The organism is Cognatiluteimonas weifangensis, from assembly GCF_003416885.1.
In the GTDB taxonomy this organism is placed as follows: Bacteria; Pseudomonadota; Gammaproteobacteria; order Xanthomonadales; family Xanthomonadaceae; genus Cognatiluteimonas; species Cognatiluteimonas weifangensis.
On the sequence record NZ_QVPD01000001.1, the window covers coordinates 352,290 to 373,812 of the forward strand.

The 21,523-nt window shown below is 67.5% G+C and carries 17 protein-coding genes; 10 read left to right on the forward strand and 7 right to left on the reverse strand.

Annotated features, from left to right (window positions below; genetic code table 11):
- Positions 1-38: 38 nt before the first annotated feature.
- The 5 genes from D0Y53_RS01605 to D0Y53_RS01625 all read left to right on the forward strand — a co-directional run bounded on the left by D0Y53_RS01605 (position 39) and on the right by D0Y53_RS01625 (position 5,325).
- Complete coding sequence (locus tag D0Y53_RS01605; RefSeq protein ID WP_233511590.1) at positions 39-1,298, forward strand: flippase; 1,260 nt, start codon at positions 39-41, stop codon at positions 1,296-1,298.
- A gap of 1 nt (position 1,299) precedes the next feature.
- Positions 1,300-2,541, forward strand: a complete 1,242-nt coding sequence (locus tag D0Y53_RS01610) for a methyltransferase domain-containing protein (protein ID WP_117201357.1) — start codon at positions 1,300-1,302, stop codon at positions 2,539-2,541.
- Between the two features lie 62 nt (positions 2,542-2,603).
- Positions 2,604-3,560 carry a glycosyltransferase family A protein gene (locus D0Y53_RS01615; RefSeq protein WP_158550549.1) on the forward strand — a complete coding sequence of 319 codons (957 nt, stop codon included), beginning with the start codon at positions 2,604-2,606 and terminating at the stop codon, positions 3,558-3,560.
- Positions 3,557-4,408 (forward strand): glycosyltransferase, encoded by an 852-nt coding sequence (locus tag D0Y53_RS01620; protein ID WP_117201359.1) that lies wholly within the window; start codon positions 3,557-3,559, stop codon positions 4,406-4,408. The genes D0Y53_RS01615 and D0Y53_RS01620 overlap by 4 nt, the downstream gene beginning before the upstream one ends.
- Complete coding sequence (locus D0Y53_RS01625; protein WP_117201360.1) at positions 4,408-5,325, forward strand: glycosyltransferase family 2 protein; 918 nt, start codon at positions 4,408-4,410, stop codon at positions 5,323-5,325. Before D0Y53_RS01620 ends, D0Y53_RS01625 begins: the two co-directional genes overlap by 1 nt.
- A 27-nt stretch (positions 5,326-5,352) precedes the next feature.
- On the opposite strand, the gene D0Y53_RS01630 is transcribed toward D0Y53_RS01625, so the two are convergent.
- From D0Y53_RS01630 to D0Y53_RS01640, 3 genes are read right to left on the reverse strand one after another with little or no spacing between them, the layout of a single operon-like run.
- A complete protein-coding gene (locus tag D0Y53_RS01630) occupies positions 5,353-6,276 on the reverse strand; it encodes an SDR family NAD(P)-dependent oxidoreductase (RefSeq protein ID WP_117201361.1) in 924 nt (307 codons plus the stop codon).
- Positions 6,273-7,451, reverse strand: a complete 1,179-nt coding sequence (locus D0Y53_RS01635) for a glycosyltransferase (RefSeq protein WP_233511591.1) — start codon at positions 7,449-7,451, stop codon at positions 6,273-6,275. The genes D0Y53_RS01630 and D0Y53_RS01635 overlap by 4 nt, the downstream gene beginning before the upstream one ends.
- Before the next feature lie 26 nt (positions 7,452-7,477).
- Complete coding sequence (locus D0Y53_RS01640; protein WP_117201363.1) at positions 7,478-8,347, reverse strand: glycosyltransferase family 2 protein; 870 nt, start codon at positions 8,345-8,347, stop codon at positions 7,478-7,480.
- Positions 8,348-8,774: 427 nt separating this feature from the next.
- Here D0Y53_RS01640 and pilB point away from each other — a divergent pair, with 427 nt between their 5' ends.
- The 4 genes from pilB to coaE all read left to right on the forward strand — a co-directional run bounded on the left by pilB (position 8,775) and on the right by coaE (position 13,816).
- Positions 8,775-10,499, forward strand: coding sequence for a type IV-A pilus assembly ATPase PilB (pilB, locus tag D0Y53_RS01645; RefSeq protein WP_117201364.1), 1,725 nt, complete (start codon positions 8,775-8,777; stop codon positions 10,497-10,499).
- A gap of 4 nt (positions 10,500-10,503) precedes the next feature.
- Positions 10,504-11,754 (forward strand): type II secretion system F family protein, encoded by a 1,251-nt coding sequence (locus D0Y53_RS01650; protein ID WP_117201365.1) that lies wholly within the window; start codon positions 10,504-10,506, stop codon positions 11,752-11,754.
- 507 nt (positions 11,755-12,261) lie between these two features.
- Positions 12,262-13,125, forward strand: coding sequence for a prepilin peptidase (locus D0Y53_RS01655; RefSeq protein WP_117201366.1), 864 nt, complete (start codon positions 12,262-12,264; stop codon positions 13,123-13,125).
- A gap of 58 nt (positions 13,126-13,183) precedes the next feature.
- Entirely contained in the window at positions 13,184-13,816 is a 633-nt protein-coding gene (gene coaE / locus D0Y53_RS01660; RefSeq protein WP_117201367.1) for a dephospho-CoA kinase, read from the forward strand.
- Positions 13,817-14,056: 240 nt separating this feature from the next.
- On the opposite strand, the gene D0Y53_RS01665 is transcribed toward coaE, so the two are convergent.
- The 3 genes from D0Y53_RS01665 to D0Y53_RS01675 form a co-directional block, all read right to left on the reverse strand.
- A complete protein-coding gene (locus D0Y53_RS01665) occupies positions 14,057-15,013 on the reverse strand; it encodes a Nudix family hydrolase (RefSeq protein WP_117201368.1) in 957 nt (318 codons plus the stop codon).
- Between the two features lie 259 nt (positions 15,014-15,272).
- The gene (gene secA / locus D0Y53_RS01670) at positions 15,273-18,005 is read right to left on the reverse strand and encodes a preprotein translocase subunit SecA (RefSeq protein WP_117201369.1); all 2,733 of its coding nucleotides are present in this window, start codon (positions 18,003-18,005) and stop codon (positions 15,273-15,275) included.
- A gap of 309 nt (positions 18,006-18,314) precedes the next feature.
- Positions 18,315-19,241: a M23 family metallopeptidase gene (locus D0Y53_RS01675; protein ID WP_117201370.1), complete on the reverse strand. Its 927-nt coding sequence runs from the start codon at positions 19,239-19,241 to the stop codon at positions 18,315-18,317.
- A 3-nt stretch (positions 19,242-19,244) separates the two neighbouring features.
- On the opposite strand from D0Y53_RS01675, the gene D0Y53_RS01680 reads away from it, so the two are divergent.
- Positions 19,245-19,706 (forward strand): DciA family protein, encoded by a 462-nt coding sequence (locus tag D0Y53_RS01680; protein WP_117201371.1) that lies wholly within the window; start codon positions 19,245-19,247, stop codon positions 19,704-19,706.
- Between the two features lie 238 nt (positions 19,707-19,944).
- Here the strand turns inward: D0Y53_RS01680 and lpxC are convergent, their stop codons facing one another.
- Positions 19,945-20,853: a UDP-3-O-acyl-N-acetylglucosamine deacetylase gene (gene lpxC, locus D0Y53_RS01685; protein ID WP_117201372.1), complete on the reverse strand. Its 909-nt coding sequence runs from the start codon at positions 20,851-20,853 to the stop codon at positions 19,945-19,947.
- Positions 20,854-21,523: the final 670 nt, after the last annotated feature.

The following is a 21,523-nucleotide window of genomic DNA, read 5'->3' on the forward strand; positions in this document are numbered from 1 at the left end:
TCCAGTCGTTCTTCAATTCCGCACTTCGCAGACTCCAGATGGAGGTGAAGCAAGGGCAGATCCTGCGTTCCACCTTCGAAATGGTGGCATTGAAGATCGGCGGAATCCTTTTGGCACTCATGGGCAGCGTCTTCTACGCACGCGTCCTCGGGCCAGACGGCTATGGTCTCTACTCATTCGTGCTGGCGACAGTTGCCATCGTCACCATCCCCGCAAGCCTCGGTTTACCCAACTACCTCATACGCGAAGGAGCAAAAACGGTCGGCAGCCTCGGATGGATGATACGTTGGGCGGATCGGCATATTGTTTTCTCCGGGCTTGCGATGGCGGCAATCCTGCTATTGGCGTTGGTATTGCCGGTTCCGGAAAAGACACGCTGGCTGTTCGTTCTTGCATCCCCCTTGCCCCTGCTCAACAATTTATCGGCCGTACGAACCTCCCTGCTCCAGGCCAGATCGCTCATCATCACGAGCCAATGGCCGCAACTGCTACTGTCTCCCATTATCACGCTGACGGTACTCGGTGCATTCTGGCTGGTTTCCGGATCGCTGGCGCCAGAGCACCTTGTGGCGATGGTCACCGTCACGGCTGCAATTATTTTCGTACTGAAAAGCCACCAGGCTGGCCGGATCGCCGGAACGCATCCGCCCGAATCCGGTCACTCTCCGCTCTCAATCCTGACTTCCCTGCCGCTGATGTGGTTGGCCACCCTCTACCTGCTGAACAGCAGAATCGACCTGCTGATTGTTACGAAGCTGAGCGGCGAGCATGAGGCCGGACTCTACGCGATTGGTGCCCGGACGGCCGAACTGATCACGCTAATCTCCGCAGCTGCAAATATGCACCTCGCGCCCAAGATTGCCCGTCTCTACCACCGCGGCGAAACCGACAATCTCCAACGTTTATTGAGAAAGACAGCTGCCAGGTACCTGGTCGCGACCAGTCCGCTGGTGATCTTGTTTCTGGCCTTTGGGAAGCCGATCATCGTCGCTCTTTACGGCATCGCCTATTCCGGAAGCACCGACAGCCTGCAGATCCTTGCCTGCGCCCAGTTCGGTTTTCTCATTTTCGGATCCGTGGGCACGATACTCATCATGACGGACAACATCCGACACTGTCTCAGGGGTATAGGAATCGCGGTTGCAGCGAACATCGTCCTCAATCTGGCACTCGTTCCGGAACATGGCGCAACGGGAGCGGCTGTCGCCACGGGAATCAGTCTGGTGCTCGGCCAAGGACTATTGTGGCTGTCGATAAGGAAATATACGGGACTTCGCTCCAGCGCAATGGGCTTTTGAAATGGCGGACAAGATGCAAGGACCACGATCCATCTCTATGCGCAACATGGCAGGCAAGGCGTTGAAGCATGCTAAACGCACCTGGCGCCTTTCTACCAGTCGCCCCATCGCGTTGGACAAGATACTCTGCGGCGGGGAGCACGGGATGGACGGGCTCCAGTTTTCGCGACACACGGACGATGCCACTCGTACTTCGACTCAGGTAGCCCACTCCCCACATTCCAGGCTCCTCAGGCAATACATCGAGATCGGTGAGCGCCTGTTCGACGCCGGCACCTTCGAGCAAACCGACTACTACACGAATGCCGTCCGCTGCATCGACATGTTCGGACGCTACTTCAATGCCAAGGATGCAGGCGGAATCCTGCCAATAGCGCGTAACCTGGTGGCGCTTTACCGGGGCGCTGAAATCCGAAAAGGCCAGGCATCACACGCTTTTTCCCGGCCCAACGATCCCATCATCGTTTATCCCATACAGCATTCCGATTGCTACCAACTGAGCGATGGCAACCATCGCGTCGCAGTAGCCTGTGCCCGCGGCTACAAGCGGATCCGCGCATATGTGAGAAACAGGCCGCAGACAACCACATTGCAGCAATACCTTCTGGACGTGAGCTGGAACGTTAATAGACGGGAGTTATACCAGCCCATTTCCAGCCCCGAACTTTCGCAGTGGCGACTGGTGAGAAAGTGCAGTGACCGTCTGGAAATGATGATGAGGCACCTGACTCCCCTCAGGCTGGAAGAAGGGTCCACTTACCTCGACATCGCCTGCAACTACGGCTGGTTCGTCAAGGAAATGCGAGATGCAGGATACGATGCATACGGCATCGAAATCGACAAGTTCGCCAGAAAAATCGGCGTGCTCAAATATGGTTTACCAGTCAGCTCTCTACTTGCTGGCGAGGCGACGATTTTCTTGCGAGAAACTTCATCTCGTTACGATATTGTGAGCTGCCTTAGCCTGCTCCATCACTTCGTTCTAGGCGGAGACCCGGGCCTCGCCACCGAACTGCTCCGCCATCTCGACAGACTTACCAAACGCGTATTATTCATCGAACTCGGCGATGCAGATGAAGCTTGGTTCCGACGCAGGATGCCCGGCTGGACTCCCGCCCATATCCATGACTGGCTCAGGGAGAACACAACGTTCAGCAGCATTGTCGCCTTGGGGAAAGACAGTGATCGCGCGCCCCCTTACGCCGGAAACTACGGGCGCACGCTTTTCGCCTGCACCAGATGAATTCAGGAATGAATGCAACTAGCAGCGCCGGCTCTTCACAGCGTACACATCGCAGTCATTCGGTGTCCCTTGTAGTCCCCGCGTACAACGACGAAAAATATCTCAGCGAAATGCTGCGAAGCGCACTCGCGCAAACTGTTCCTTTTGGGCAGATCACCGTGGTGGACGACGGATCCCAGCACGACCTGACCCGGTTGATCGCATCAGATTTTCCAGCGAGTCCTATTTACTGCATCCGTCAGGACAACGCGGGGCTGGGCCCGGCACGAAACACGGGGATTTCCCTGAGCAAGTGCGAATACATTTTGTTCTGTGACGCTGATGACGTGTTGTCGGACGAACTGCTTGCGACCTTCAGTGAGACGCTAGAAAGCCATCCCGAAATAGATCTGTTTTGCTTTTCAGCCGATGTCTTTTCCGACGAGAACCACCCACTCGGCAACACATCACGCTATCACCGCATGGCCGACATGTACTTCCAGACAGGGAAGGATGCCCTGCTCGACATGCTGCGCCGTCGGGAATTCATTTCCTCCTCCTGCCTCTACATCATGCGTCGCTCCGTCCTCGAGGGAAGAATTCCCCTGCGGTTCCAGGCAATGAAGCACGAAGACGAGCCGTTCACCCTGCAAGCGCTCCTCCGAAGCAAGGGCACGGTGTTTACGCGGAAAACCCTTTACCACCGGCGGATGCGCAGTGGATCGATCATGACTTCCGCCCCCGACAGCACCAGTGTGGAAGGCTATTTCCGCGCGGCGCAGGCTTGGAGGGCCACGTCGATCGAGTTCGAGGCCAGTGATTCTCGATTGATACGGCGCCATGCCGACTCCCTGTACACCAGGGGCATCGAACGTGCGATCAAGGCCGGCCTCGACGAGCCTGATATTCGCTCCATGGCCCGCAGGTTCTCTCCAGCCTACTTTCCTGCCATGAACAGGGATCTGTCATTGTCCCGAGCAAGCCCCCGGTTGGTAGCGGCCTTCTACCAGCTAACCGATCTTTGCAGGCGCCTGCTGTGAGCCGCCCCACCGACACCGGGATCATGATCAGCATTTGTATCCCAACGAGGAACCGAGCGGGGTACCTGGACCGCGCGCTGTCGTCGGTACTCGCCCAGGGGCGGACCGATATCGAGTTGATTGTCGTCGACGACGCTTCCGATGACGCGACGCCGACATTGCTGGATAAATTCAAGCCCCCCATTCCGTTCCGCTGGATCAGGCAACCGAAGCGTCTTGGGGGGAGTGCTTGCCGCAATCGTGCAATACGGGAATCGTGTGGACGCTACGTCACCGGTCTCGACGACGACGACGAGATGCTTCCCGGTCGGTTGAACCGCTTACTGGACGCACTGCAGCCAGGTGACTCCTTCGTCTTTGCTTCTGATCTCATCGCAACGAGCGCAGTGAAGCATCTTCGTCTCGCTCCAGGGCGAGTGGATGCGGGCAGCATTCTCAAGCGAAACGTCGTGGGCAACCAGATCCTAGCCGAACGCTCGAAGGTGCTTGCCTGCGGTGGTTACGACGAGTCCCTTCCGGCGGGGCAGGATTACGACTTGTGGATCAGGATGATCCTTGCCCACGGACCCGCACGGGGCGTCCGACGGCCGCTGCAGCGCATCCACGCGCACGAGGACAGCACCCGCATCAGTCGATCCCCGACGCGCCGACGCGGCTACTGGATGGTGTATCGAAAGCATCGCAAACACATGGACCCGGATTGCCGGCGCGCGCACCTGTACAACCTGCGCCGCGCGAACGGACACGCGACCCGGTTGCCTCGGGATCTCCGCTTCTTCGTCCCCGGCAACAGATTGCGGCTGTTGTGGCACGCCCTGCGTGACTGGTTGCAAGGCGCATCAGGGTAATGACCAAAACGCACATCAGCCTAGTGGTGCCGTGCTTCAACGGCGGCGCGGAGGCACTGGCCACCGTGATAGCGATCGGGCGACTGCCGCGCCCGGCGGATCACACGTTGGAAGCGGTCGTCGTCGACGATGCGTCCACCGACGGCAGTACCGCGCATCTGGCCCGGGAGCTTCCGGACTGGGCGCGCCTGCTTCGGGCACCGGCCAATCTCGGCCGCGCAGGTGCGATCAATCTGGGCGTCACCGAGGCCACGGGCAGCCTGCTGCTGCTGCTGGATTGCGACTGCACGCCCGCGCATCCGGATTTTCTGCAGGCACACCTCGCATGCCTGGCCGAAGGCGCCGACGCCAGCATCGGCGACATCGTCGGCCATGCCGGCGGCTTCTGGGGGCGCTACCAGTCCGCCGCTGGCAGGCGCCGCGCCGCCGCCGCGCACGACGGCGGAATGCTCCATTCGATGACCACCGCCAACATTCTGCTGCGCGCGCCGCTGTTCCGCGCCGTGGGCGGCTTCGATCCACGCTATCGGCATTACGGCTTCGAGGACCGCGATTTGCTGCTGCGGATGCAGCGGACAGGCGCCCGGCTGGCCCACAATGCCAATGCACCGGTCGACCATGCTGCCAACCTGGACTTCCCCGGCATCAGCCGCAAGATGCAGGCCAGCGGACGTTACAGCGCGCCGCTGTTCCGGGGCGACCACCCGGAAGCGTACCGGGCACTGGGGTACGCGGCGATCGATGCGACCCTGCATCCCTGGCGCGCAGCGCTGTTAGCTCCTTTGGCGCGGCTCGCCGTCGCCCGGGCCGACAGCATCGAGGCCGTGCTGGATCAGGCATGGCTGCCCTATCCCCTGCGCAAAGGCCTGGCGCGCGCAGCGACCGCACTCGCGTACCTGCATGGCACCCGCCAATGACACGCACAGGCTATCCGCTGGCAATGTCTAGGAATCCAGCAATCGGGCGATCCCGGACGAAAACGTCGCAGGTTGCCATTCGCCCAACGCGGCCGCGAGTTTCCGCGCGTCCCCCAGCGAATGCCGGATTTCCCCAGGCTGCGGGGACGCATGCCGGATTTCCAGCTCCGGCATCCCTTCTCGCAAGAGCGAGACAAGAGCGTTGATCGTGACGGGGACACCGGCGCAGACATTGTAGGTCCCCGGCCCGAGTCGCCCCGCCGCCGCGGCAGCGTTGACCCGCGCGACATCATCGACATGGACGAAATCGCGCGATTGCTCCCCGTCCCCGTTGATCTGCAACGGCAGGCCACGCGCCAGCCTGTCCAGGAATCGCGTGATCACGCCGGAATAGGGCGAATCCGCCGGCTGCCCGGCGCCGTAGACGTTGAAGTACCGCAGGATGACGACGCGCATGGATGCCTCGTCCAGTGCCCGCAGCAAGCGTTCGGCCTCGGCCTTGTGCGCGCCGTAGGGCGACAACGCGGGGCGCAGGATGGCGTCCTCACGCAAAGGAAGCTGTTCCGCATCCGCATACACTGCCGCCGAAGAGGCGAACACGAATCGGCGGCAACCGGCCGCTTGCGCCGCTTTCGCGACTGCCATCGCCCCGCCCACGTTCATGCGATGGCTTTCCTCGGGTTCTGCGATGCTGCGGGCCACGCTGACCAGGCCCGCCAGATGTACGGTGGCCTCCGGGCGCCAACGCTCGAAAACACGTCGTGTCAGCGCTTCATCGCAGATGTCGCCGGTAATGGCGTCGAATCCGCGATGCCCCGCAAACTCGTCAAGCGCGGTGCGCGCACTGGAGGAAAAATCGTCCAGCACCAGGACTTGCGCATCCTCGCCGAGCAGCCGCCGGACGGTATGGCGGCCGATGAACCCCGCTCCGCCAGTGACCAGCACTTTCATGCGTGCGCTCCGGTGATGGCGCGCAGCGTGCGCGCATAGGCGGCCGCAGTCGCGTCCCAGTCGAAACGCGGGAGCAGTCGATCGCGCAATGCCATTGCCCGGAGGCGGGCTTGCTCGGGCGCGGCCAGAATACGGCCGACGCCTGCGGCCAGCGCCGCCACCGAGCCGGGCGTGACGCAATCGGGTGCGGGCGCGTTGCCGAAGATTTCGCGCGCGGTGGGCAGCGCAGTGGTGACCACCGGGCAGCCGCAGCCGAGCGCTTCGACCAGCACCAGCCCCAGCCCCTCGCGATCGCCATCGCCGGTGGCGACGAACGGCGCGGCCAGCACCGCCGCGCGCCGGTACAGCGCAGGCAACTGCGGCTGCGGTACGGCACCGAGGAAGCGCACGCGGTCCTGCAGGCCCAGTCGCGCGGCCTGTTGGCGCCGCTCGCGCTCTTCCGGTCCGAAGCCGGCAATGCTGAGAAAGGCTTGCGGATGCGCAGCCAGGATTGCCGGCAGCGCGTCGATCAGATGGCGTAGCCCTTTTTTCTCGACCAGCCGGCCCACGAACAGGATCTCGTCGGCACTGCGCGCTTGCGCCGGGTCCGGGGTGAAACGCTGCCGCAGGTCCACGCCCATCGACTGCACCCGGATCTTGTCGTCCGTGGCGCCGACCCGGTGCAACTCCGCGCGCATTGCCTGGCTGACCACCGTGACCGCCGTGGCCCGGCGCACGACAAGGCGCTTCAACGCCTGCAGGGGCGCGGCCTGCAGCGCGAACAGGTCCGCGCCATGCGAGGTCACCAGGAAAGGCGTCCCCAGCAGAGCCGCCACCAACCCTTGTGGCAGCAGCCAGTGCGCATGGACAACGCCGGGCCGCAGGCGGCGCCGCGTCCGCCATGCCTGCCAGAGCAGGCCAAGGACGAAGCCCGGCACCAGCAGCCATTTCCACGGGTGCCGCTTGAGGTTGGTGACGATGCCGCCGTCGTTGACCAGGGTTTCGAGGCCGGCCGGTGCGTAGCGGTAGCGCAGCACGCGCACGCCGTCCATCGTTTCCCGCGGCGCGGCGCCGGCCGCGTGCGGGCAGAGCACGGTGACATCGAACTCCGCACTCAATCGCCTCGACAGCTCATGCACGAATCCCGGCTCCGGGTCGTCGCGCCAGCGCGGGTAGGTCGACGCCAGCACCAGCACCCGGGGCTTGCGGTTGCCGCCTGGATTCATTCGGGCTTGCGTTCCGCCCGGGCCGCCAGGTAGGTCAGCCCGGTGATCTGCTCGGAGACCAGCCCGATCAGGAACACGATCACCGCCGCGCTGAGCAGCAACGCGCTCATGTTGGTGAAGCGGTGCTCGGTGGTGAAGGTGTAGCCGTAGTAGCCCAGTCCCAGCAGCAGGAACGCGAAAGCGGTCGGCGCGAACAGCTTGAGCGGCGAGTACAGGGTGGCGATGCGGAAGATGATCAGCAGGAATCGCAGCCCGTCGCGGATCGGTCGGATATGGCTCTTGCCCAGCCGCGCCGCCACCGGGATCGGCACGTACGCCACCGGGTAGGCGCTGCGGAAGAACGCCATGGTGCTGGTGGTGGGATAGCTGAAGCCGTTGGGCAGCAGATGCAGGAACTCGCGGAAGCGCTCGGCGCGCACGGCGCGGAAGCCGGAGGTGAGGTCGGCGACCTTGTGCCCGGTCATCCAGCTGGCTAGGCGGTTGTAGAAGGCATTGGCGGCGCCGCGGCCGGCGTTGGCCTGGCCCTGGGCGTTGCGGGCGCCGACGACCATATCGTAGCCCTGCTCGAGCCTGGCCAGCAGCTGCGGGATCAGCGCCGGGTCGTGCTGGCCGTCGGCGTCCATGAATACGAGGGTGTCGCCGCTGGCGGCGCGGGTGCCGCGCTTGATCGCGGCGCCGTTGCCCATCGGGTACGGGGAGGACAGGACGGTGGCGCCGTGCGCGGCGGCAACGCTGGCGGTGGCGTCGGTGGAGCCGTCGTCGACGACGATGATTTCCGCGGCGGGGAACAGCGCGCGCAGGGCCGGCAAGGTCTGCTGCAGGCCTTGGGCTTCGTTTTTCGCCGGCAGGATGACCGAGAGTCGCATGCGTTCCCCTTGGCGGGAAGGGTAGCGTGAAAGCAGACTGAGGGGGATGTGCGGGTGGAGCGGCCCCTCATCCGCCCTGTGGGCACCTTCTCCCCGCAAGCGGGAGAAGGGAATACGGTGCGGGTTGAGGAGATGCGCGGGTGGGGCGGCCCCTCATCCGCCCTGCGGGCACCTTCTCCCCGCAAGCGGGGCGAAGGGAATACGCTGCGGGTTGTGACGCCGGTCGCACGCGACGGGCGGTGGGGTGCAGCTCGCGCGGCGCGGGCAAGGGAGCGGCGCTCGTGCGTGGGGCCCGGGGCGGCGATCGTGCGCGGGCCCGGAGCGTGCGTGGGGCCCGGAGTGGCGCTCGTGTGCGGGTCCGGTCGGCGTTCGCGCCGGCGCCGGATTGGGGTAAAGTCGGGACGGGGAATTCCCGAGAGGTCCCGCAGTGGCCATTGCCGCAACCGCCAATCTGGTGGGCATCACCGGCATCGCCCGGCGCCTGGTGCTGGACGGCGCCCTGGACGAGGCCAGCGCGCGCCAGGCGCTGGACGCGGCCACGCAGGAGAAGCGCCCGGTCGCCGGCTACCTGCTGGAGAAGAAGCTGATCGCCCCGGCCGACCTGGCCGCGGCCAACTCGATCGAGTTCGGCATGCCGCTCTTCGACGTGTCCTCGCTGGACCCGGCGCAGTCGGCGATCAAGCTGGTCAGCGAGGAGCTGGTGCGCAAGCACAACGCGCTGCCGCTGTTCAGGCGCGGCGGCCGCCTGTTCGTCGGCATCGCCGACCCGACCAACATCCGGGCGCTGGACGAGCTCAAGTTCCACACCAATTTGACGGTCGAGGCGATCCTGGTCGACGAGGACCGGATCAAGCGCACCATCGACCAGTGGCTGGAGACGGCCGACGCGCTGGCCGACGCGGTCGCCGACAGCGAGGGCCTGGAAGGGCTGGAGGTCAGCGGCGGCGAGGACGACATCTCCGGCGACAGCGGCGTCGACGCCAAGGGCGACGACACCCCGGTGGTCAAGTTCATCAACAAGGTGCTGGTGGACGGCATCCGCCGCGGCGCCTCGGACGTGCACTTCGAGCCGTACGAGTCCGACTACCGGGTGCGCCTGCGCATCGACGGCCTGCTCAAGCAGGTGGCCAAGGTGCCGGTCAAGCTGGCGCCGCGCATCGCCGCGCGCCTGAAGGTGATGGCGCAGCTGGACATCGCCGAGAAGCGCGTGCCGCAGGACGGCCGCATCAAGCTCAACCTGTCCAAGACCAAGCAGATCGACTTCCGCGTCAGCACCCTGCCGACGCTGTTCGGCGAGAAGATCGTGCTGCGCATCCTCGACGGCGGCGCCGCCAAGCTGGGCATCGACAAGCTCGGCTACGAGGAGGACCAGAAGCGGATCTTCCTCGACGCGGTGCAAAAGCCCTATGGCATGGTGCTGGTGACCGGCCCCACCGGCTCGGGCAAGACCGTGTCGCTGTACACCGCGCTCAACATCCTCAACGACGAGTCGCGCAACATCTCCACCGTCGAGGACCCGGTCGAAATCCGCGTCCCCGGCATCAACCAGGTGCAGATGAACCTCAAGCGCGGCATGACCTTCGCCGCCGCGCTGCGCAGCTTCCTGCGCCAGGACCCGGACGTGATCATGGTCGGCGAGATCCGCGACCTGGAGACCGCCGAGATCGCGGTCAAGGCCGCGCAGACCGGCCACATGGTGCTGTCCACCCTGCACACCAACGACGCGCCGCAGACCATCGCGCGACTGATGAACATGGGCGTGGCGCCGTTCAACATCACCTCCTCGGTGACCGTGGTCATCGCCCAGCGCCTGGCACGGCGCCTGCACGACTGCAAGCGCGTGCAGGAGCTGCCCGAACACGCGCTGCTGGCCGAAGGCTTCACCGCCGACGAGGTCCACGCCGGCCTGACCATCTACGAGGCGGTCGGCTGCCCGGACTGCACCGAGGGCTACAAGGGCCGCACCGGCCTGTACCAGGTGATGCCGATGACCGAGGAGATCCAGGCCATCGTCCTGGCCGGCGGCAACGTGCAGCAGATCACCGAAGCCGCACAGCGCTCCGGCGTCCGCGACCTGCGCCAGTCGGCGTTGCTGAAGGTCAAGAACGGCGTCACCAGCCTCGCCGAAATCAACCGCGTCACCAAGGACTGATCCCATGGCCGTGACCCGATCCGTCGCCAAGAAAGCCGTCCGCCGCCCCGACCCGATGGAAGTCTTCGTCTGGGAAGGTACCGACAAGCGCGGCACCAAGATGAAGGGCGAGCAGCCGGCCAAGAACGCCAACCTGGTGCGCGCCGACCTGCGCCGCCAGGGCATCACCCCGACCGTGGTCAAGCCCAAGCCCAAGCCGCTGTTCGGCAGCGCCGGCAAGCGCGTCACCCCGCGCGACATCGCCATCATCAGCCGCCAGCTGGCGACGATGATGAAATCCGGCGTGCCGATCGTGCAGGGCCTGGAGATCATCGGCGGCGGGCAGAAGAACCCCCGCGCCAAGGACCTGGTCAACGACATCCGCTCCGACATCGAGAGCGGCTCCTCGCTGTACGAGGCGCTGGGCAAGCACCCGGTGCAGTTCGACGAGCTCTACCGCAACCTGGTCAAGGCCGGCGAATCGGCGGGCGTGCTGGAGACGGTGCTCGACACCATCGCCAGCTACAAGGAGAACATCGAGAGCCTGAAGGGCAAGATCAAGAAGGCGCTGTTCTACCCGGCCACGGTGATCGCGGTGGCGATCCTGGTCAGCGCGATCCTGCTGGTGTTCGTGGTGCCGCAGTTCCAGCAGGTGTTCCAGAGCTTCGGCGCCGACCTGCCCGCCTTCACCAAGATGATCATCGCCGCCAGCGATTTCATGATCGCCTGGTGGTGGCTGGTGCTGCTGGTGGTCGCGGGGTCGATCGCGGGCATGCTGTTCATGTTCAAGCGCTCGGAGAAATTCCAGCACTTCGTCGATCGCTTCATGCTGAAACTCCCGGTGGTCGGGCAGATCCTGCACAACTCCGCGATCGCGCGCTTCGCCCGCACCCTGGCGGTGACCTTCAAGGCCGGCGTGCCGCTGGTGGAGGCGCTGGACATCGTCGCCGGCGCCACCGGCAACCAGGTGTACACGCAGGCCGTGCACCGCATCCGCGACGACGTCGCGGTCGGCTACCAGCTCAACATGGCGATGAAGCAGGTCAACCTGTTCCCGCACATGGTGATCCAGATGACCGCGATCGGCGAGGAGGCCGGCGCACTGGACGCGATGCTGTTCAAGGTCGCCGAGTTCTACGAGGAAGAGGTCAACAACGCGGTCGACGCGCTGTCCAGCCTGCTGGAGCCGCTGATCATGATCTTCATCGGCGGCATCGTCGGCTGCATGGTCATCGGCATGTACCTGCCGATCTTCAAGCTGGCCGCGGCGATCTGATCCGCGATCGCGTCGCTCCGGCGGCCCCTCATCCGCCCTGCGGGCACCTTCTCCCCGCAAGCGGGGAGAAGGACGGCTGCCTCTGCGCAAGCGGGAAAAGGGACGGCCCGCTCCGGCGGCCCCTCATCCGCCCTGCGGGCACCTTCTCCCCGCAAGCGGGGAGAAGGGACTGCCGACCCTTGCGCAAGCGGGGAGAAGGGATGGCGGCCTCTGCGCAAGCGGGGAGAAGGGGCAGCTGTTTCGCCGCGTGCGGGAGAAGGGTCCGTCGTCTCTGCGCAAGCGTGGGGCAGGACGGCCGCCCTCACCCCGCTTGCGGGGGTGAGGGCGTGCGGCGGCTTGCGAGCCACCGGTTCGCGCACGACCCAACGCCCTTGCGCTGTGCGCAAGGGCCGGGGCACGGAGTGCGGAACCGCTTCGCGCAGCGAAGCAGGGTGAGGGGCGTGTAATGTGGGGCGGGAGCGCACGATCCGGTACGCTGCCGCCGCACGGATGAACCAGGGGTACCGAATGTCCTTCCTCGATCAGAATCCCGGCCTAGGCTATCCCGCCGCGGCCGGTCTCGGGCTGCTGCTGGGCAGCTTCCTCAACGTCGTCATCCTGCGCCTGCCCAGGCGCCTGGAATGGCAGTGGAAGCGCGACAGCCTGGAGGTGCTGGGCGAGCCGGAGGTCTACGATCCGCCGCCGCCGGGGATCGTGGTCGAGCGTTCGCACTGCCCGCACTGCAAGCACCAGCTGGCGTGGTGGGAAAACATCCCGGTGCTGAGCTGGCTGGCGCTGCGCGGGCGTTGCCGCAGCTGCCATGCGCCGATCTCGCTGCAGTATCCGCTGGTCGAGCTGCTGACCATGGCGCTGGTGGTGTGCTGCGTGTGGCGCTTCGGCTTCGGCTGGCAGGGTTTTGGCGCGATCGTGCTGACCTGTTTCCTGATCGCGCTGGCGGGCATCGACCTGCGCACCCAGCTGCTGCCCGACCAGTTGACCCTGCCGCTGCTGTGGCTGGGCCTGATCGCCAGCATCGACGCGCTGTACCTGCCGGCCAAGCCGGCGCTGGTGGGCGCGATCATCGGCTACCTGAGCCTGTGGTCGGTGTGGTGGGTGTTCAAGCAGATCACGGGCAAGGAAGGCATGGGCCACGGCGACTTCAAGCTGCTGGCCGCGCTGGGCGCCTGGGTGGGGCTGCAGGGGATCGTGCCGACGATCCTGCTGTCGTCGCTGGTGGGCGCCATCGTCGGTTCGATCTGGCTGGCGGCCAAGGGCCGCGACCGCGCCACGCCGATCCCGTTCGGGCCGTATCTGGCGGTCGCCGGCTGGGTCGTGTTCTTCTGGGGCGACTGGATGGTGGACGCGTACCTGCGGTTCAGCGGCCTGCGCTGAGCTGGATCGATCGCCGCAGTCGCGACAGACAGGCGCAGCAACGGGGGGCGGGCTCGGCATGAGCGATTACATCATCGGCCTGACCGGCGGGGTGGCTTCAGGCAAGGGCGAGGTGGCGCGGCGCTTGCGGGCGCACGGGGTGCTGGTCGCCGACGCCGATGTCGCCGCGCGTGCGGCGGTCGCGGCCGGCTCCGCGGGTCTGGCCGAGGTCGTGGCCGCCTTCGGTAGCGATGTTCTCGATGCGACCGGTGCGCTGGACCGCGCGGCGATGCGGCGGCGGGTGTTTGCCGACGCCGCGGCGCGACGGACGCTGGAGGCGATCGTGCATCCGCGCGTGCGCGTCGCGCTGCAGGCCGCCTGCGCCGCGGCGCCGGGGCCCTACGCGGTGGCCGAAATCCCGCTGCTGGCCGAGGGCGGCGGTCGCGCCGCCTATCCGTGGCTGGACCGGATCCTGGTGGTGGACGTGCCGGCGTCGGTGCAATTGGCGCGACTGGTGCAGCGCGACGGCATCGATGCCGCGCTGGCCGGCCGCATGCTGGCCGCGCAGGCCAGCCGCGAGCAGCGCCTGGCGATCGCCGACGACGTGATCGTCAACGACGGGCCACTGGCCGCGCTGGATGCGCAGGTGGCGGCGCTGGACCGGCAATATCGCGCCCTGGCGACGGCGAGCCGGGACAACGCGATTCCGTAGACACCGCGCAAGCCGCGATCACCGTCGCGGACCGCCACGGATCGATGCCGGCAGACCCCTGGGGCGCGGAATGCCCTGCGGACCTGGGGCGCTGAAGCGGGCGGCTCGCCACCCCACACCCGTCCTGCCCGGACTCCATCGTGGGAGCGACGGGCGTCGCGATTCCACCGGCGCTGCGGAGTGCATGCCATCGCGCGGGTGACGCCGCGCCTGCGCGGCCGTGGGGAGGCGGGGACGGTACTACGGCACGCGTGCGGGCCACAGCGCGCGGATCGCGGCAATGCCCTGGGCGCCGTGGGTGCGGGCCTGGGCAAGGTCGTCCGGGCGCAGGCCGCCGATGGCATACAGCGGCAGACTGGTGTGCTCGCGCAGCGCAGCGAAGGCGGCCCAGCCGAGTCCGGCGGCACCGGGATGGGTGGGCGTGGGCTGCAGCGGGCCGAGCACGGCGAAGTCGCAACCCAGCCGCTCGGCGTGGCGCAACTCGTCGCGGTCGTGGCACGACGCGGCGACGGGCAGGCCGTCGCGCAGCGGGCGGCGCTGCAGCTGCGGCAACTGCGCCGCGCGCAGGTGCACGCCGCTGCGCAGTTCCTGCGCCAGGGCGATGTCGCCGTTGACCAGCACTTCGGCCTGGGCGCCGCGACAGCGGGCGGCCGCCTGCCGCGCCAGCGTGCGCCAGCGCGCCGGGTCGAGGCCGGCGCCGGGTCGCAGCTGCACGCGGCGCACGCCCTGCGCCAGCGCCGTCTCCAGCGCCCGCAGCCAGGCGGCGTCGTCGTCGCCCGGGGCCGGCGTGACCAGGTAGCGGTCCGGCTGCAGCAGCGCCGCGACCACCGGCCGGTCGGCGGGCGGCATTGCATAGCTGGCCAGCTTGCGCGGCGGCACCCAGGCCAGGGCCTGGCCGTCGAGGCCTTTCGGCGTGCCCTGCCAGGCGTCCACCCGGCGCACGTCCAGGCGCAGGCGTTTGTGCGGGTATTGCTGCGGCACCGCGATCAGCGGCGCGCCGACCTCGGCGGCGATGCCGAGCTCCTCGTGCAGCTCGCGCGCGAGAGTGGCGTCCGGCGCTTCGCCCGGTTCGCGCTTGCCGCCGGGGAATTCCCACAGGCCGGCCAGGTCGCGGCCCTCGGTGCGCCGCGCCAGCAGGATGCGGCCGCGGGCATCGGCGATGACGCCGGCGACGACCTCGACGACGGGCTCAGGCACGGGGATGACCGGATCCGTACGGGGTCACGGCTTGGCTCCGTGCCGCTGGGGTCCCGCGGAGCCTGTGCTCGGGAGCGCGGGGCGCAGCGCAGCCGGATGCGGGGTGCGTGCGGGCGCGGACTGCGGGTCGCGGTGGGGGTTGCCGTCGCTTCGCCGGCCCCTCATCCGCCCTGTGGGCACCTTCTCCCCGCACGCGGGGAGAAGGCACGGCGTCACTCCGCTCCGCAAGCGGGGAGCAGGAAGTGGCGGCAACGCTGGCTCAGGCCAGCTGTCCATGGCAGTGCTTGTACTTCTTGCCGCTGCCGCAGGGGCAGGGATCGTTGCGGCCGACCTTGGGTACGCCGGCCTGCAGCGCCGCGGCCATCGCCTGCGCCTGCGCCGCTTCCTCGTCGGCGCCCAGGCCGCCGACGTCGGCATGCTGGAACTGCATCCGCTGCGCCTGCGCCTGCGCCTGCGCGCGTTCGGCCGCCTCCATCGCCGCGACCTCCTCCTCGGTGCGGATGCGCACCCGCGCCAGCATGGTCACCACCTCGCGCTTGACCTTCTCCAGCATCTGCGCGAACAGCTCGAAGGCTTCGCTCTTGTATTCCTGCTTGGGCTGCTTCTGCGCGTAGCCGCGCAGGTGGATGCCCTGGCGCAGGTAGTCCATCCGCGCCAGGTGCTGCTTCCAGTTGTCGTCGAGCACGCTGAGCATGATGTGCTTCTCGATCATGCGCATGGTCTCGGGGCCGACCTGGGCTTCCTTGTTGGCGAACACGCGCCCGATTTCGCGCTGCACGTCCTCGGCGATCTTCTCGGCGTCGATCTCGGTGGCGCGGGCGACCATGTCGGCCAGCGCCAGGCGCACGCCGAACTCCGCCGCCAGCTCCGCCTCCAGCCCCGGCAGGTCCCACTGCTCGTCGATGGATTCGGGCGGCACGAAGCGCGCGACCGTCGCGGCGACCACGTCCTCGCGGATGCCGGCGATGTTGTCCCGGATGTCCTCGGCCTCCAGCAGCTCGTTGCGCTGCTGGTAGATGACCTTGCGCTGGTCGTTGTTGACGTCGTCGAAGTCCAGCAGGTTCTTGCGGATGTCGAAGTTGTGGGCCTCGACCTTGCGCTGGGCGTTGGCGATCTGCTTGGACACCAGCGGCGACTCGATGATGTCGTCTTCCTTCAGCCCCATCTTCGCCATCACCCGCTGCACCCAGTCGGCGGCGAAGATGCGCATCAGGTTGTCTTCCAGCGACAGGTAGAAGCGGGACGAGCCCGGGTCGCCCTGGCGGCCGGAGCGGCCGCGCAGCTGGTTGTCGATGCGCCGCGACTCGTGGCGCTCGGTGCCGATGATGTGCAGGCCGCCGGCGGCCTTGACCTGGTCGTGGCGCTGCTGCCAGGCGGCCTTGAGCTGTGCACGGGTGGCCTCGTCCACCGGCGCGCCGGTCCGCGCCTCGAGTTCGGCCAGTTCGGTTTCCAGCGAGCCGCCGAGCACGATGTCGGTGCCGCGGCCGGCCATGTTGGTGGCGATGGTGACCGCGCCCGGGCGCCCGGCCTGGGCGACGATCGTGGCCTCGCGCTCGTGCTGCTTGGCGTTGAGCACCTCGTGCGCAATCCCGGCCGCGCGCAGCTGCTCGCTGAGCATCTCCGAGACCTCGATCGAGGTGGTGCCGACCAGCACCGGCTGGCCCTTGGCGTGCGCGTCCTTGATCTCGGCGATCACCGCGCGGTACTTGCCGTCGCGGTTGAGGAACACGGCGTCGGAATGGTCCTTGCGCACCATCGGCCGGTGGGTCGGGATCACCACCACTTCCAGGCCGTAGATCGACTGGAACTCGTAGGCCTCGGTGTCCGCGGTGCCGGTCATGCCCGAGAGCTTGCCGTACATGCGGAACAGGTTCTGGAAGGTGATCGAGGCCAGGGTCTGGTTCTCGCGCTGGACGTTGACGCCTTCCTTGGCCTCCACCGCCTGGTGCAGGCCGTCGGACCAGCGCCGGCCCGGCAGGGTGCGGCCGGTGAACTCGTCCACGATCACCACCTCGCCGTCGCGGACGATGTAGTCCACGTCGCGCTGGTAGATCGCATGCGCGCGCAGGCCGGCATTGAGGTGGTGGACGACGTGGATGTTGTGCGAGGCGTACAGGCTGTCGTCGCCTTCGAGGATGCCGGCCTCGTGCAGCAGCGCCTCGGCCTTCTCCTGCCCGGCTTCCGACAGGTACACCTGCTTGCCCTTCTCGTCGACCCAGTAGTCGCCCTCGCCTTCCTCCTCCTGCTGCCGGGTCAGGCGCGGGACGATCTTGTTGACCTTGAGGTACAGCTCCGGCGACTCGTCGGCGGGGCCGGAGATGATCAGCGGGGTGCGCGCCTCGTCGATCAGGATCGAGTCGACCTCGTCGACGATGGCGTAGTTGAGGCCGCGCTGGAAGCGGTCCTGCTGCGCCAGCGCCATGTTGTCGCGCAGGTAGTCGAAGCCGATCTCGTTGTTGGTGGCGTAGGTAATGTCGGCGGCGTACGCGGCGTGCTTGTCGCCGTGCGGCATGCCGGGGTAGACCACGCCGACCTTCAGCCCCAGCCAGCTGTAGAGCTTGCCCATCCAGGCCGAGTCGCGACGCGCCAGGTAGTCGTTGACCGTGACCACGTGCACGCCCTTGCCTTCCAGCGCGTTGAGATAGACCGGCAGGGTCGCCACCAGGGTCTTGCCCTCGCCGGTGCGCATCTCGGCGATCTTGCCCATGTGCAGGACCATGCCGCCGATCAGCTGCACGTCGTAGTGGCGCATGCCCAGCACGCGCTTGGAGGCCTCGCGGCAGACCGCGAAGGCTTCCGGCAGCAGCTTGTCCAGCGATTCGCCCTTGGCGATGCGCTGCTGGAACTCCGGGGTCTTGGCCTGCAGCTGCTCGTCCGAGAGCGCCACCATCTGCGCCTCGAGCGCGTTGATCTTCCTGACGATGCCGCCGAGTTGCTTGAGCAGGCGCTCGTTGCGGCTGCCGAAAACGCTGGTGAGCAGGCGATTGAACATTCTGGATCCGGTAGGCAGGTCGGAGGGACCGGGGAAGGACAGACCGGCGCGCGCGCACGGAATTCCCCGCGGGCCCCGCGAGGGGGATCCCCGAAAACGGAAAAGGGCGCGGGGCGCCCTTTTGCATGGCAACACGGATTGTAGCGTGGAGGCGCCGGGGGCGAAATCAAGCCGTGTGGCGGCCTCCCTCGCCCCGCTTGCGGGGGTGAGGGCGTGCGGCTTGCGAGCCACCGGCTCGCAAGCGCTCCTCTTCACCCCCGCAGGTGGGGAGAAGGGAAGGCAATTACCTTCGTGGGGAAGGAAGGCCGGTCAGCCGCGCTTGTGCTGCGCCGCCTGGCCCAGGAACTTGCGCGGGTTGACCACGCGGCCGTGGTCCCAGACCTCGAAGTGCACGTGGGCGCCGGTGGAGCGCCCGGTGGAGCCGGCGCGCGCCACCTGCTGGCCGCTGCGCACCAGGTCGCCGACCTGCACCAGCAGTCGCGAGTTGTGCGCGTAGCGGGTCACGTAGCCGTTGCCGTGGTCGATCTCCACCACCTTGCCGTAGCCCGAGCGCACCGCGGCGTAGCTGACCACGCCGTCGGCCACTGCCGTCACCGGATCGCCGGTGCGGGCGTGGAAGTCCATGCCCTTGTGGAACGCCGCGCCGCCGCCGAAGGGATCGGCGCGGCCGCCGAAGCCGGAGGTGATGTAGGTGTTGGCGATCGGCACCCGCGAGGGCGTCGCATCCTGCTCGAGCTTGCGGTTGAACAGCAGCGATTCCAGCACCGACAGCTGCGCGCCGGAGGTCCGGAACTGCGCATCGAGCTGGCCGAGGCCGGCGCGCAGCTCGGCCACCGGCATGTCGCGGGTGGGGCCGGCGCCGCCGACGCCGACCGGGGCGTCGAAATCGAACTCGCCGTCGCCCAGCTGGCCGACCCGGGTCAGGCGCTCGCCGAGGGCGTTGAGGCGGTTGGCTTCGGCCTGCAGCTCGCCCAGGCGCGCGGCCAGGGCGTTGAGCTCGCGCTGGGCCTGGTCGCGGAGGCCGTCGAGCTGCGCCTGCTGCTGGGTGGCGTGCTGCTGCAGCAGCGCGACCTGGGCGAAGCCGACCGCGGTGCGTGCGCCCGCGCCGACGGCGATGCCCGCCGCCAGCAGCACCAGGGCAGCCACGGCCGGCTGCCGCGCGGCGCTGCGGCCGGCGTGTTGCGCCGCCAGCGACAGGCGCTCGCGCAGATGGTCCAGGATGGTGTGTACAGTCATGCGATGTCCGGTTCCCGATCTGGTTCGTCACAGCCGCCCGGTTCCCGGCGCCCGGCGCCGCCGCGTCCGGCGCTCGAGGCGCTGTTCGCCGACGGCAATGCCGACCCGCTGCGCCGCGCCCTGTGGCTCGACGCGCTGGAACAGCGACTGCGTCCCCACCTGCCGCCTTCACTTGCCGCGCACGCACGGTTTGCGAATGTGGATGGCACCAGGCTCGTCTTCGTCGTCGATTCGCCGGTATGGCGGGCCAGACTGCGGCTCGCGGCTGCCGAACTTCTCGACGCAGCCCGTTCCGTCGGGCTGGAGTGCAGCCAGGTGGTGGTCAAGACCACGGCCCTGCCGCTGTGGCCGGATCCTCCGGCACCGCGTCCTTCCCTGCCGCTGTCGACGGCCACGCGCGAAGCGCTGCAAGCCGCCCTGGCGTCGCTCCAGCCCCCGGAACGGGATGCTGAGGGCGAGTCCTGAAATGCTGGCCGCCGGAGACGCAGAATGACGTTCTGCTTCGCGGCGACCGGGGCATGCTACCGGCCGCGCCCGACCCGGGCGTTAACGAATCGACAGGATTCCGGTAACTTTCCGCTAAATTTTCGTTAAGTCAGGCCTGAACCGGGCCGGCGTGCGGCAATGCGGGAACCTGGCTGCGGGGCAGCAGCCGATCGGAGCCGGCACCGGCTGTGCGGCCGCCGGGCGGCCGGACCCGGATTCACGCGGTCTGCGTCGCGCCGTAGGCGGCGGGGGCGGCGGCGGCTTCGGGGAAGCTGACTTCTTCCCAGGCCGAGCGCTCGGCCAGCAGCGCGCGCACCAGCTTGTTGTTGACCGCGTGCCCGGACTTGAAGCCTTCGAAGGCGCCGATCACCGGGCGCCCGGCCAGGTACAGGTCGCCGATCGCGTCCAGGATCTTGTGCCGCACGAACTCGTCGGCGTAGCGCAGGCCGTCGTCGTTGAGCACGCGGAACTCGTCGAGCACGATCGCGTTGTCCATCGAGCCGCCGAGGCCGAGGTTGCGCTCGCGCATGAATTCCAGGTCGCGCATGAAGCCGAAGGTGCGGGCGCGACTGACCTCGCGCACGTAGGCGTCGGTGGAGAACTCGACTTGCGCACGCGACTGCGTGGCCGGGATCGCCGGATGGTTGAACTCGACGGTGAAGTCGAGCCGGAAGCCGTCGTAGGGCGTGAAGCGGGCGAACTTGTCGCCCTCGCGCACCTCCACCGGGCGCTTGATGCGCAGGAAGCGCTTGGGCGCGGCCTGCTCGACGATCCCGGCCGACTGCAGCAGGAACACGAACGGGCCGGCGGAGCCGTCCATGATCGGCACTTCGGCCGCCGACAGGTCGACATGGGCGTTGTCGATGCCCAGGCCGGCGAAGGCCGACATCAGGTGCTCGACCGTCAGCACCTTGCCGCCGTCGCGCGACAGCCCGGTGCAGAGCATGGTCTCGGTGACCAGTTCGGCGCTGGCCGGGATCTCGACCACCGGGTCCAGGTCCACGCGCCGGAACACGATGCCGGTGTCCACCGCGGCCGGACGCAGGGTGAGATAGACCTTCTCGCCGCTGTGCAGGCCGACGCCGGTGGCGCGGATCACGTTCTTGAGGGTGCGTTGCTGGAGCATGCGGGCTCGAGTCTGGCCGGGGCCGACGCCGCAGGGGCGGGCGCGGCGGCCGCCGGAAAGGCGCAAAGATTAACACGCCCCCGGCTGAACCGCGGTGCGACAGCAGCTCCAAAAGGGCTGGGGAACCAGGAATCGGCTTCGAAGGGAGTCGCCGCCCGGCGAGCTGGGGGTGCTGCACCTTCCTGACGACCTCCTGTCTTCAAGTCGGGCCGCAGGTCATCTTTGGCCTGATCTCGAGCCATGACCTGGCTTCGGTGGGTCGGCTTCGGTGGGTCGGCTTCGGCGGGAGTCGCCGCCCGGCGGGCTGGGGGTGCTGCGCCCTCCTGACGACCTCCTGTCTTCAAGCCGGGCCGCAGGGCGTGCATGGCCTGACTTCGAGTCATGGCCGCACTCGGGAGATCGGCTTCGGAGGGAGTCGCCGCCCGGCGGGTTGGGGAGCTGCGCCCTCCTGACGACCTCCTGTCTTTAAGTCGGGGCGCAGGGCGTGCCTGGCCTGACTTCGAGTCATGGCCGCACTCGGGAGATTCGGCTTCGGAGGGAGTCGCCGCCCGGCGGGCTGGGGATGCTGCGCCCTCCTGACGACCTCCTGTCTTTAAGTCGGGTCGTGGACCCTCCATGGTCCACTCTCCGCACCCCCAGCCCGCCGGCCGGCGACTTGGCGAGCTTGGAG